General features: G+C 42.5%; 13 protein-coding genes. 4 read left to right on the plus strand and 9 right to left on the minus strand.

The window, feature by feature from the left end:
- Positions 1–53 precede the first annotated feature (53 nt).
- Both NWE95_07930 and NWE95_07935 read left to right on the plus strand, forming a co-directional pair.
- Positions 54–1,910 (plus strand): aldehyde ferredoxin oxidoreductase family protein, encoded by a 1,857-nt coding sequence (locus tag NWE95_07930; protein MCW4003823.1) that lies wholly within the window; start codon positions 54–56, stop codon positions 1,908–1,910.
- A 5-nt stretch (positions 1,911–1,915) separates the two neighbouring features.
- Complete coding sequence (locus tag NWE95_07935) at positions 1,916–2,419, plus strand: 4Fe-4S dicluster domain-containing protein (protein ID MCW4003824.1); 504 nt, start codon at positions 1,916–1,918, stop codon at positions 2,417–2,419.
- Between the two features lie 72 nt (positions 2,420–2,491).
- Here NWE95_07935 and NWE95_07940 read toward each other — a convergent pair whose 3' ends face one another.
- Together NWE95_07940 and NWE95_07945 are read right to left on the minus strand one after the other, a co-directional pair.
- Complete coding sequence (locus NWE95_07940) at positions 2,492–2,635, minus strand: hypothetical protein (GenBank protein ID MCW4003825.1); 144 nt, start codon at positions 2,633–2,635, stop codon at positions 2,492–2,494.
- Positions 2,636–2,742: 107 nt separating this feature from the next.
- Positions 2,743–3,066 (minus strand): PadR family transcriptional regulator, encoded by a 324-nt coding sequence (locus NWE95_07945; GenBank protein ID MCW4003826.1) that lies wholly within the window; start codon positions 3,064–3,066, stop codon positions 2,743–2,745.
- A gap of 158 nt (positions 3,067–3,224) precedes the next feature.
- On the opposite strand from NWE95_07945, the gene NWE95_07950 reads away from it, so the two are divergent.
- Both NWE95_07950 and NWE95_07955 read left to right on the plus strand, forming a co-directional pair.
- Positions 3,225–4,499 carry a response regulator gene (locus tag NWE95_07950; protein MCW4003827.1) on the plus strand — a complete coding sequence of 425 codons (1,275 nt, stop codon included), beginning with the start codon at positions 3,225–3,227 and terminating at the stop codon, positions 4,497–4,499.
- Complete coding sequence (locus NWE95_07955) at positions 4,454–5,656, plus strand: PAS domain S-box protein (protein MCW4003828.1); 1,203 nt, start codon at positions 4,454–4,456, stop codon at positions 5,654–5,656. The genes NWE95_07950 and NWE95_07955 overlap by 46 nt, the downstream gene beginning before the upstream one ends.
- Before the next feature lie 3 nt (positions 5,657–5,659).
- On the opposite strand, the gene NWE95_07960 is transcribed toward NWE95_07955, so the two are convergent.
- From NWE95_07960 to NWE95_07990, 7 genes are all read right to left on the minus strand, one after another.
- The gene (locus NWE95_07960) at positions 5,660–6,664 is read right to left on the minus strand and encodes a chemotaxis response regulator protein-glutamate methylesterase (protein ID MCW4003829.1); all 1,005 of its coding nucleotides are present in this window, start codon (positions 6,662–6,664) and stop codon (positions 5,660–5,662) included.
- 47 nt (positions 6,665–6,711) lie between these two features.
- Entirely contained in the window at positions 6,712–7,218 is a 507-nt protein-coding gene (locus NWE95_07965) for a chemotaxis protein CheW (protein ID MCW4003830.1), read from the minus strand.
- Positions 7,219–7,245: 27 nt separating this feature from the next.
- The gene (locus NWE95_07970) at positions 7,246–9,246 is read right to left on the minus strand and encodes a methyl-accepting chemotaxis protein (GenBank protein MCW4003831.1); all 2,001 of its coding nucleotides are present in this window, start codon (positions 9,244–9,246) and stop codon (positions 7,246–7,248) included.
- A 140-nt stretch (positions 9,247–9,386) separates the two neighbouring features.
- Complete coding sequence (locus NWE95_07975; protein ID MCW4003832.1) at positions 9,387–10,235, minus strand: protein-glutamate O-methyltransferase CheR; 849 nt, start codon at positions 10,233–10,235, stop codon at positions 9,387–9,389.
- A gap of 19 nt (positions 10,236–10,254) precedes the next feature.
- Positions 10,255–10,932 carry a chemotaxis protein CheC gene (locus tag NWE95_07980; GenBank protein ID MCW4003833.1) on the minus strand — a complete coding sequence of 226 codons (678 nt, stop codon included), beginning with the start codon at positions 10,930–10,932 and terminating at the stop codon, positions 10,255–10,257.
- Complete coding sequence (locus NWE95_07985) at positions 10,929–11,495, minus strand: chemotaxis protein CheD (protein MCW4003834.1); 567 nt, start codon at positions 11,493–11,495, stop codon at positions 10,929–10,931. Before NWE95_07985 ends, NWE95_07980 begins: the two co-directional genes overlap by 4 nt.
- A gap of 27 nt (positions 11,496–11,522) precedes the next feature.
- Positions 11,523–11,894, minus strand: a complete 372-nt coding sequence (locus tag NWE95_07990) for a response regulator (GenBank protein MCW4003835.1) — start codon at positions 11,892–11,894, stop codon at positions 11,523–11,525.
- Positions 11,895–12,099 lie beyond the last annotated feature (205 nt).

Below are 12,099 nucleotides of genomic sequence, written 5' to 3' on the forward strand. Positions count from 1 at the left end.
AACTTAATATAGCATTCAACTGACTAAATACTCAAAATATTGGAGGAAGAAGGTTGCTCGGTTACGCAGGAAAAATCCTCTATGTTGATTTATCCACAGGCAAGGCAAAAACAGAAAAACTAAGCGATGAAGTCGCCAGAAAATATGTTGGCGGAATCGGCTTAGCCATGAAACTTTACTTATCCAACTCAAAAGCAGGCGTAGACCCGCTAAGCGCTGAAAACCCATTAGTTTTAGCCGTTGGACCATTATCAGGAACAATGTTCCCAACAGGCGGAAACGGACACACTTTCATATCAAAATCACCCGCAACAAACGGTGTCGGCGAAGCAGTAAGCCACGGCACCTTTGGAGCAGAAATAAAACGCGCAGGGTACGATGCCATAGTTTTTACAGGAAAAGCTGACAGACCTGTTTACCTCTGGATTGACGATGACTCAGTCCAGTTACTTGACGCCTCAAATGTTTGGGGCAAATCACCCTCAGAAACCGAGGACACCCTCAAAGACGAACTCGGCGACTACTACATCCGTGTAGCGTCAATCGGTTTAGCAGGCGAGAAACAATCAAAAATCGCCAATATAATTAATGAGAAAACTAGAGCGGCAGGAAGAACTGGTCTTGGCGCTGTTATGGGTAGCAAAAACCTCAAAGCAATCGCGGTGAGAGGAACACAAGACATAACCGTAGCTAAACCAGAAGAATTCATAGAAATGGTCAAGGAATTTCATGAACGCATGAAGGGACCAGCCGCGCAGAAATACCGCACCTTGGGCACACCTGAGAACATCATGATTCAAAACGCTCTGTTCTGTATGCCAACCCGTAACTACAACAACGCCCACTTCGAGAAAGCCGAGAACGTTAGCGGAGAAACCCTAAACGAACGCTACATAGCAAAAATAATCGCTTGCAACTCATGCGCCATGCGGTGCGAACACGAAGCCGTCATCCGCGAAGGACCCTACAAGGGCACGCTAGCACGCATGGAGTACGATAATATTTGGGCGCTTGGACCAAACTGCGGCATAGACAAGCTAGACGCCATAATCAAAGCTGCTGAACTCTGCAACTACTATGGTTTGGACGCCCAGAGCACTGGAGTTACCATCAGTTTCCTAATGGATTGCCACGAAAAAGGTCTACTTACACATGGGCAACTTGAAGGCATCGACCCTCACTTTGGCAATTCAGAAGCACTTATCCAATTAATTGAGAAAATGGGCAAACGTGAAGGCATCGGAGAAACCCTTGCTGACGGCGTCAAGGTTGCAGCGGAAAAAATCGGCAAGAACTCAACTGAGCTTGCACAACACATCAAAGGTTTAGAAGTCACAGGTTATGACCTGCGTTGCCTCAAAACCACCGCGTTAGCAGCCGCTGTTTCTTTCCGTGGAGCAGACCACAACCGAAGCGCCGCATACACCATAGACTTGAAAGGCAAAGTTAACCGCCTCAAAGCCGAAAAAGGACGAGGCAAACTTGTTAAAGAAGCGGAAGATATCTTTGCATTGATTGATTCATTCATTATCTGCAAGAATGCCAAAGGCACCCTTTACAAAGAACTCGCCGACATGGCAAAACTCTACAGCCTAGTTACAGGCGCAGAGGTAACTGCTGAAGAACTCAGCGTTGCTGGCGAACGCATAAACACCTTAGCCAAACTAATCAACCTGCGAGAAGGATTAACACGCGAAGATGACACCCTGCCTTGGAAGGTTATGAATCAACCCATTCCAGATGATGGACCAGTCAAAGGCGCCGTAGTAACTCAAGAGGAACTGGATTTGCTCTTGGACGATTATTACCAAGCCAGAGGCTGGACGCTGGAAGGCGTGCCGACTAAAGCTAAGCTCAACGACTTAGGTCTAGAAGAATATTCAAGTTTAATCAAAGCAAACGAGGCATAAAAGCAATGGTAAAGATTCATGAGAGAAAATTTGTTTCCGCTGACCCCGAAAAATGCGTAGGCTGCCAAATCTGCGAGTACGCTTGCTCATTTACCAAAGAAAAAGCCTTCAACCCGCTCAAATCACGCATCCGCGTAGTCAGAGTTAACCAGTTAGCCAACATGGCAGTAACATGCCGACTCTGCGAAGAACCAGCATGCGTAGCCGCCTGTCCGAGAGATGCTCTAAAGCAAGATGAAGAAACAGGCACCATAATTCTCGATAAGGACAAGTGTAACGGTTGCGGCTGGTGCATTGAAGCTTGCGATTACGGCGCCATGATGTTGCATCCAGAAACAAAAATCGTGTATGTTTGTGACATGTGCAAAGACAAGGCTGATGGTCCTCAATGCGTCAAATGGTGTCCTGAAGAAGCCTTGACGATTGTTACAAGCGATACTTTAGCTCAAAAAGCAAGAATTGGCGCAATCCGCAAACTATTCCAAGAGTCAAAAAAGGAAAAGCAATAGACAAGGGCAGTTTTTCGCCCAAACTTTTAATTTAGCTCTAAAAAGAGTAAAGAAAAAGCAGTAATCCCTTTTTTACATTGTACTCTCAGAATGCTCTTCCATGCAGTGCGCCTCATAATCCTCTCTGGTGTCGTACTCTTGGTTGTCAGCTTTGCATCTGAATTTGCCCCCTGCAGTCCTCTCTGGCTCAGGAATATTCGACCGTTTAGACTCCAAAATCAATCACCTCCAAAAACGCTTTGAAAAACTAATTTTTTATTCGGTAAAAAATTTTTAAATATATGTGACTGTTACCAAACAATCATAAAAAGGCGAAGTTCAAATTACGATAAAATATTTGATACCAATTCTTGTATCTGGCTGCTCGCCATCACAGTTGAGACTAATTTTTTTTCTCCTTCCTCGGTTAAACAGTAAATTCTACCGTTATCGTCTCCCTCACCTTTAATGAGGTTTTTTCTCTCAAGCAGGTAGATTTGGTGATAGATTGTTCCAGGGCTAAATAGGACATCAAATTCTTCATGCAAGTGCCTGAGAATCTGGTAACCACTGCTAAGCGAGTGCTCTTTCAAATATTTTAGAATTAGGATGTCCGCGAAGCTTTTTATTGTTCTAGATTTCAAATCTTCGCAGTGTCGCAGTTTCATTTCATTCACTCTGCCCTGTGACTGTTTGCATTATTACTAGGGTTGATTTATAAGGTGGTGTGTATGTAGCACTACAGTTACACAACCAATGTCGTGTCTGGGCAGCAAGCGACACACCGATAAGCTGGGTAATCTGCTGAAAGGGGAACACCGGGAGATTGTTACCGTCAGTGCTAGTGGTTGAGGACGACGATTTTACACGTGAAACGTTATCCATTATATTAAAGTCAAAAGATTACGATGTTACTACTACATCAAGCGTTGACCAAGCATTAGCTGTTCTTAAAAACAGACGTTTCGATGTCTTGATAATGGCAACTAAACTTTTAGGAAAAGACCATGCGCGTCTGCAATCCTTAGGCGATTTTGCTTCAGACACGATAAAAATTATGATAACAGCTTACCCTTCTAAATTCACTAGTACTCAAGCATTAGCCTTAGGTGCTGACGCTTACATAGTTAAGCCTATTGACCCTGAAGACCTACTAAAAACCATCCGAACAAAACTTGATGAACGCATCAAAGATATAGATTTCACTCTAGAAAATAAGAAATGGTTAAGCGATTCGCTTTCAAAAAAAATTGACCCTGTCGAGTTTAAACACTATCTAGAGCACATGGTAGAGCAACTAATCAGCTTTGGCTTAACAGCTAATCAGGCAAAGGTCTATGTTACGTTGGTAGCGATTGAACCTGCCCCTGCATCGAAAATAGCAGCTGTTTGTGGAATTAGGCGAGAGGAGGTTTACCGTGTCTTACCTGATTTGCTGAAGCTGGGGATAGTTTCAAAAAAAATAGGGAATCCAGTATCTTATTTTGCTATGCCGCCAGAGAATAGCATTGAGATTTTGATGAAAGCAAAACTCAAGAAAGCGACTGAAGAGCTAAACAACTTGGCCAATAAGAGAGACATCTTAGTTACCCACATGAAGCGGTTGGAAGTATCTTCCAGCAAAGAGACAAAGTCAATAGAGAGCATTCAAGATATAGAAAAACTGTTAGAACGATTTAAAAAATCTGCCTCCACGGCAAAAAATAGCATTGATGTTATGGTGCCTATGGGAATCTTGCAGTTTGGTCAGCTTAATATTGGTTACTTGATCTCTGAACTATTTGCGCGAAAAATTCGAGTCCGAATAATCGTCGATAAGACTGCAATTGCGCCCTGCTCTTCTTGGATTAACACCGCTATAAAAAATGACACTTTAAACTTAGATATAGCTAAATTGGTTGATTTACGTTTCATTGATGAAATGCCGTTTCATGTGGTTCTCATTGACGATGCTGAAGTGATTTGGGGAAAGTTTAATGTTAATGAAGATGGCAGTTGCCTTTGGACTAATCTTCCGTATCATGTTCAATTAGTAAAAACAGCGTTTGACGCACTATGGCACAAAAGCACGAGCTTGGAAGAGATAAAAACAAGAGTTTAGCAGCTAAAAAAAGTACAGTAAGCTCAAAAAAACAGTCTTTTCCATCAACGGTGAAAACCAAAAATGAAGACTTTGTAGCAACGGTCGGCATTGAGGCGTTTAACCTCTTGTTTGAAGAAATCGATAGCCCAATTTTGATTATTCAAGATGGAAAAATTGTATTCATAAACAAGAAGGGCTGGGAAAAATTCGGGTATACTAATGACGACACAATAGGTAAAAGGGTTGAACATCTCGTTGCAAAACGAGTAGAAAAATCCTCGCAAGAGTTGACTATTAATGCGTACCCTGAGGTATTATCTGGAAGGTCCATGTCGCATCTTACGATTCCAGTTATTGCTGAAAGCGGCGAGTTAATACCTGTAGAACCAAAAACCGCAATAATAGAATACAATTACAAGCCAGCGCTTCTTGTGGTTGCACGTGATTTAAGGCAAGAAGCATTGCAGCATGAAAAATCTTCAGAAGAGTTGGCAACTACGACTATGCTAGTACATGCTGTAGCTGAAAATCTTAAAAATCCAATGCAATCTGTAAAAAACGCGACGTACTATTTTTCGCAGCAACTAAGGGGCACTCAACAATATCATTATGGAGCTAATCAAGAGTATTATCGTCATTACGATACAGCTACAAAAATACTGGAAATTGTTGATAACGCGATTAATCGGGCAGACAAAGCAGTCAAAACTCTTTTAGAATACACAGATAATAAACCAGTAAAATTGCAACCACTTGACATTAAAGCGTTATTGGAAGATGCTGTAAGTGCAGTTGGCACGACAAAAAACGTCAAGATTGACATGCGCGAAGGTGAGTTGCCTTTAATAAAAGCGGATAGACAGGATGTTGTTTGTGCCTTCAGTAAATTAATAGAGTTCTGTGCTCAATTCAACCGTGAAGGCGGTATTTTAACCGTCTCGGCGGTTGAAAGAGATGAATTTGTTGAAGTCTTCTTCGACTGCTCTGGAATGTTCATATCCCATGAGAGATTTGATAGCGTCTTTAAACCATTTTACATGTTTAATGATATATTTTTGGGGATGGCGCTTCCTATTTGTAAACGGTTTGTTGAAAGAAACGGTGGTACAGTAAAATTGGGTAATATTCAGGAAAAGGAGACAGTGTTTATAGTTAGATTGCCCTGTATCTGTTGATTGTTATTTTTGGCATTGTGTCATGATTTCTTGAGGTATTCTCTGAAGTGGTAGCGTTTTGTCCGCAACGCCTTCGTCTATTGCTGCTTTGGGCATCCCGAATATGGTTGATGTTTCTTCGTCTTGGGCAATTGTTGTTCCGCCTTTTTGTTTTATGGCTCTCAAGCCATTAGCGCCGTCTCTCCCCATACCAGTGAGGATTACCCCCAGAGTTTTTGACCTAAACACTTCTGCAGCTGTTTGCATCATTGGGTCAACAGCTGGACGAACAGCATGTATCGGGGGGTCTGTATTGAGGTGGATGCGTTCTTCTTTTGTTATGGTCATGTGGTAGCCTCCCTGCGCGATAAGTACGCGATTTCTGATTATGTAGTCCCCTTCTTCTGCCTCTTTCACTTCAAACTTGCAGATTCCAGCCAGTCTGTCAGCAAAGCATTTGGTGAAGGTTGGCGGCATATGTTGAACGATTAAGATTGGTGGAATTTCCTGTGGTAACGCAATAAGGATGCTTTCTAATGCTGCAGGTCCTCCTGTTGACGCTCCTATAAGAACTACACTCTTAGTTTTTGACGATATACTGGTGGGTGGAACTGGCTTGATTTTAGGTCTGAGTAGTTTTGCATGTGCTGCGGTTTTGACTTTGCTTATTAGTTCAGTTTGTACTTTAGGTAAATCAATTGAGATTGAACCTGAGGGTTTTAAGACGTAATCTATGGCGCCGTACTCGAGGGCTTTTAATGTTATATCTGCTCCTTCCTTAGTTAAACTGCTTAACATGATAACTGGAGTTGGATGGTCAGTCATGATGTGTCTTAGTGCTGTTAGACCGTCCATTTTCGGCATTGCAACATCCATTGTTATGACGTCTGGGTGAAGCTTGGGTATTGCTTCGAGGGCATCTAAACCATTGCATGAAGTGCCAACAACATTAAGTTGTGGGTCGGTAGCTAGAATGTCGCTTATTATTCTTCGCATGAAAGCTGAATCGTCAACTACGAGCACACGCATATTTGCGCCTCCTGGTAATTAAAAAAAGAAAAGATGGATAGATGATTTTATTGTTGAGTTGTTTGTGTTATTACATCGGTGTTCATCGTCATTTCTACGTTTTCGTCCTCATCAGCGGCGAGCTTCTTGAGGTCTAGGATTACTATTAGTTGTTGACCTTTTTTGCCGATACCTTTGATGAAGTTTGATGATTCATCCATTGATTTTGTGATTGCTGGTGTTTCTTCAATGTCTGATTTTGATAGCATCACTGCGTCTTCTACTGCATCCACCACTATGCCTTTAGCGCTTGATTTGTTTTCAATGATCAACATTCGACTATGTTGGTCGATTTCTTTGGGTGTCATGCCTAGTTTTATCCGCAGATCAACGATGGTGGTCACCTGTCCCCGGCGGTTGGTTACCCCCAAAATATACGGGGGTGCGCCGGGGAAAGGGGAGATTTCACCCACGCGGGTGATTTCTCGGATTTGTTCTATGCTGGCACCGTAGTGCTTGTCGTCGAGTTTGAAGATGATTATTTGTTGTTTTTCAATGTCCTTTGTGCTACTCATTTTTTGTGTCTCCTTGGATGTGGCTATTTAGAGCTTGAATTTGTCGATTTCTTTCTGCAGTTGAGATGCTACTTCAGAGAGTTTGCCTGATGTCTGTGCGAGTTGGTTCATGCTTGCTGCTTGTTGCTCCATCGCTGAGGAGTTTTCTTCGCATGCTGATGCTGATTCTTCAGAGATTGCTGAGACTTCATCGATTGCTTTAACAACTTGTTCCACTGCTAGGACTCCTTGTTCGACACCTTTGCCTACGTCAGTGAGCATTGTGTTGATTTTATCTATGGCCTCTGCAACGCTCTTTGTGCCATCTATTGCTGCTTTAACAGTTGCTGCGCCTTCGGTTGCTTCTACAGTTGATTTTTTGGAGACCTCTAGTGCTTCTTCGCCTTTCTTTTTGACCTGAGACACTGACACTAGCGTTTCGTTTGCTGCGTTACTTGACTGGTCGGAGAGTTCTTTTACTGCATCTGCGACTACTGCAAAACCGCGTCCTGCTTCTCCAGCTCTTGCTGCTTCAATTGCTGCGTTGAGTGCAAGCATTTCGGTTTGAGATGCGACGTCTGTGACCATGTTGGCTAGTTCGCCTATTTTTGCCAGTGAGGCATGCATTGATTCAACTGTTTGGGCTGTGTTCATCATGACATTTTGCATGTTCTCGATGGATGTGCTTGCCTTGCCGCTGTCTTTTTGGATTTGCCGCATGATTTCTGTTGATTGTTCACCGAATTTCATTCCTTCTGCCGCTGTTCCGCCTGTTTGTTGTAAAACGCTCGATAATGTGTTTACGTTCTTGGACACTTCTTGAGCAAGATTCGTCAGTTTTTGTGCGCCTTGAGCTATATTTTGTGTGGCTGTAGTGACTTGTTGCATTCCTGCATTAACTTCTTGAGCTGTAGAACCTACTTCTTGACTCATAGAAGCAACGGTTTCTGCACTGGTTTTGACTTTTGCAACTAAGTCTCTTATTGCCGTGACCATGTTCTTGAATGCGCCTGCGACTTCTCCTATTTCGTCTTTGGTAACTTTTGCCTGCATTGTGTGGCCAAGGTTTCCTTCTGAAATTATTTTCGCGTCTTCAATTAATGCTTTGATAGGATTCTGGAACGAGCGAATAATCAAGTATGCGACTGGTATGCTGATGCTGATTGCGGCTACAGCGAACCCTATGACCATTATGTTGGACATTGCTTGTACTGATGCTGCATTTACTACTGCCTGATTTCGAAGTAGCTCTGCTCCGCCATAGTATTTGTCTGCTTGGTTAGCGTTTCCTAAAACAATATTTCCTGCCTCCGTCATTGCGGCGTCAGCTTCTGCTTTTGCCTGTTCAGCTTCATTATATTTGTAGCCCATAGCTTTGTAGTTTAAAAAGTCCGTCTGCAATGTATTTGCATCAGTGCTTAATTGTCCCATGCCTGAAGTCATGCTTACCAACGTTGCTATCTCTCCCTCTGTTTTGGCTAATGCTGCTATCTCGGCGGCCCATGTTGCTTCTCCTGGATCTTTCATGTAGTATACGCCTAAAGGTCTCATAGCTGCGATTGCGCCTTCGACTACATCGGCTTGCACATAAACCTCACTGCCCATCTCTGCGCCGCTCTTTATGGCGGTCATCAGTGTGTTGAAGCTTTCACCAGCTTTTTTCCACACTGTTAGTGTAGAATCGCATGTTTTCTGTGCTGCGACAAATGCGTCGAATGCGGCTTCGTAATCGGTCAAGCCTTGTTCTACATCCTTAACAAGTGCTATAGTTGCTCCATCGACTGCCATTGTTTTTATTTTAGCACAGAGATCTCTGGCTTCTTTTATTGCTGCTTTAGTTGTGTCTATGTATGCTGCATCGCTTGTTAACATATAGCGCTTTTCTTCACCACGTGCGTCCAAAAGTTTTACCTGAATCTGGTCTGAGTTATCTACTAGTTCTGAAGTGGTAGCTAATTGACCCATGTTTATGTAGCTTATAACTGAAATTAGCGTAGTCAAGATCAGAACTACTGCAAAGCCTATTACAAGTTTTTTACTGATTTTCAAGTTTAATCTCATTTTTTTTCCTCCGGTGTGGGGTGTTTTTTAGCAGTTATTTTGAATGAAAAACTATAATCCCGTGTGTGAGTTGCTCGTTATACAAACCGCTTGGTGTAAGTCGCAGATTGTACAAACAATAAAAGAAGCTAGTTTGCTGGTTTAATGTGTACTCGGCATTGAATATCTAGGGGCTTGAACCGTTTGGCTGGTTCTCCACTAAGCGACTCAGTTTTTCCCATCACGAAGTACCCGCCAGGTCTTAGAACATTAAAAATGTTCATGTGGATGTGTTGCTGGCCTTCTCTTGAGAAATAAATCATGACGTTGCGGCATAATACCAAGTCAAGGTTTTGGTAAGCAAATTGTTTCATTAAGTCGTGAACGCCAAATTTAACAAGTGCTTTCACGGAGTCTTTAACCCTAAACAAGTTGCCCTCTTTGAGGAAATATTTGCTTATCATCCATCTTTCTACGCCCTCCAGATTATTGGCGCCGTAAACGCCTCTGACGGCATCTGCCAAAGTTTCCCTGTCAACGTCGGATGCAAAGATTGTTACTTTACAGTTATACTGACGTTGTTCAATAAGTTTGAGGGCTAACATCGCCAAAGAATACGGTTCCTGTCCGCTTGAGCATCCAGCGCTCCAGATTCTAACAGTTGGTTGGACAAACAGAGTGGGAAAAATGTTCTTTTCGAGAAACGCGTAAACATCTGGGTCTCTAAAGAAAGTTGTATAGTTGATAGCTAGATTTTTAAGTAGTAAATCGAACTCGCCTGGATTTTTATTTAAGTAATTTACGTATTTGCTGTAGGTTAAGGTTCCTGTCTCTTTGAGGCGGATATCAAATCTCCTTCGAACATATTCCTCTCGGTACCCATTACAATTTAGCCCTAACTTATCGTTAACCATCTTTTTTAAGCGCTCAAACGCTGCTTTCTCAAATACATCAGTTGCTGTTACCACCACGGGTGAATCGGCGTTTGTAGTTAACATTTTTACACTTCTTTACATTTTACGGGGCATTTTCAACTAGGACCTTTGATTTCTCTAACAATAGCTTCTCGAGGTCGGGGCTGGGGAAGAACAGCATCATGCATTTTGAGATTTGCGCTGTTGTCGTAAAGGAGATGTCAAAGATTACGGTTCGCTTGTACATCATGGAATTTTTAACTAGAAGTTCGTCCAAAATGGCGTCAAATGCATCTACTATCCTAATTGGTGGTGCCGGAACCAGCGTCATGGATATGAAGTCTGAAATTGCACTAAGAAAAGAACCTACTATAATGTTGGCTAACTCCTCAACTGCTGATGCTTCCAACACAGGGTCTAGGTCATCAACAGATGGTGCCATGGTCATCATGGCGGCAACTTTTCTTGCCTCTTCTGCTTCAAGCATTACCAGTATGTCGCATTCGGGTCCTACTGCAAGCCGAATGTAGAGTGCTGTTGTAGGCATTTCATGCAATCCAAATAGCTTAGGCAAGAGGTGTGCTGGGGCATCGTGGATTCTAGGCACAGTAATAAAGACTTGTTGTTGTAGGATGTCTGATAGAGCAGTTGCAGCGTGTCCAGCTCCTATGCTTGCTAGCTCTGAAAGTATTGCTAAATCTAATGATTCATTTGAGTGACTTGTGTTCCCTATACTTTGGCTTTCTATATGCCCAATTTTATTCTGGATATTAGTTTTCATAGTTGTTTTACTTCTCCGTTTAAGAGGCGGACAATCACCCGTCCTGTGGTAGCGTTAAAAGTGACTTTGCGTCCTTGCGTTCCTGCAACATCCTCTCCTAGTAGAGGTATCTTGTTTAAGCGAAGTGCGTTTTTGACAGCTTCTATGTTTTTTGTGCCGATTGCCAAGCTTTGTTGTCTTATGTTAGGGAACATGTTGGCGCCTCCTGCGATTTTGGCTGACAACACACAATCCGTTCTTGAGTTTTTGATGGCTTTTGTGAGAGCAGGAACCGCTGTGTCAGCGAACTTTGCTGGTAAGTCTTCTTGAGGGAAAACGTCTGCTTGTGGAAGCATTACGTGAGCCATTCCTCCCATTCTGCTTGATGAGTCGTATATGCAAATAGCTATGCAGGAGCCAACGCAGGCGACTAAGTGTACTGGTCTATTGTCAACTTTCATTTCAGCCATATCAACACGAATTTCTTCTAAGTCTTCCTTGTTTGCAACCTGAGCGTCTTCGGTTACACAAACACTTTGCTTGCTTTTTGTTTGAATGGTTGAAAACATTTTTGTGCTTGACAATTTGGTGCTTTCCTTTCGGTTGTCGTTTTAACCGATGTATTTGGCGAGTACTTCTATGACTTTTTGTGGTTGGAAGGGTTTGATTACGAAGTCTTTTGCTCCTGCCTTTAGCGCTTCGGTTATGAGTGATTGTTGCCCCATGCTACTACACATTACCACTTTTGCGTCTGCGTTTGTCGTTATTATTTGCTTTAGTGCTTCAATGCCGTCTTTTGCTTTTGGTGTTGGTGGCATGACTATGTCCATGAGGACTAAGTCTGGTTTTGTGTTTTGGTATTGATTGATGGCTTCTTCACCGTTTGATGCTTCTGCTATCACTTCGTGTCCTCCTTGCAGGACAATTTTTTTTAGGACAGCTCGCATGAACGATGCATCGTCTACTAATAGAACGCTACCCATTTTTTTTGCCTCTGTTTGTAATGCTGAGATGGTTCTGTAGTCATAAAAGTATTGTGTAGTAATATACACGATTTGATGACATTATCGGTAACCATTACAGTATGGAATTAGAATAAAACTAAAAGATAACATGAAAAGTATGCCTTTTTCATGCACTGATTTGGTATTCATATTCGGATTACGAATCTAAAATCCTCAAAATTAA

The sequence above is a fragment of the Candidatus Bathyarchaeota archaeon genome (genome assembly GCA_026014725.1).
Classification (GTDB): Archaea; Thermoproteota; Bathyarchaeia; order Bathyarchaeales; family Bathycorpusculaceae; genus Bathycorpusculum.

Bases quoted from the DNA above. Each gene is read 5' to 3' on its own strand.
- NWE95_07980 (MCW4003833.1), bottom strand. From the start codon at position 10,932: ATGAAAACTAATATCCAGAATAAAATTGGGCATATAGAAAGCCAAAGT.
- NWE95_07965 (MCW4003830.1), bottom strand. From the start codon at position 7,218: ATGAGTAGCACAAAGGACATTGAAAAACAACAAATAATCATCTTCAAA.
- NWE95_07990 (MCW4003835.1), bottom strand. From the start codon at position 11,894: ATGGGTAGCGTTCTATTAGTAGACGATGCATCGTTCATGCGAGCTGTC.
- NWE95_07960 (MCW4003829.1), bottom strand. From the start codon at position 6,664: ATGCGTGTGCTCGTAGTTGACGATTCAGCTTTCATGCGAAGAATAATA.
- NWE95_07975 (MCW4003832.1), bottom strand. From the start codon at position 10,235: ATGTTAACTACAAACGCCGATTCACCCGTGGTGGTAACAGCAACTGAT.
- NWE95_07945 (MCW4003826.1), bottom strand. From the start codon at position 3,066: ATGAAACTGCGACACTGCGAAGATTTGAAATCTAGAACAATAAAAAGC.
- NWE95_07935 (MCW4003824.1), top strand. From the start codon at position 1,916: ATGGTAAAGATTCATGAGAGAAAATTTGTTTCCGCTGACCCCGAAAAA.
- NWE95_07955 (MCW4003828.1), top strand. From the start codon at position 4,454: ATGGCACAAAAGCACGAGCTTGGAAGAGATAAAAACAAGAGTTTAGCA.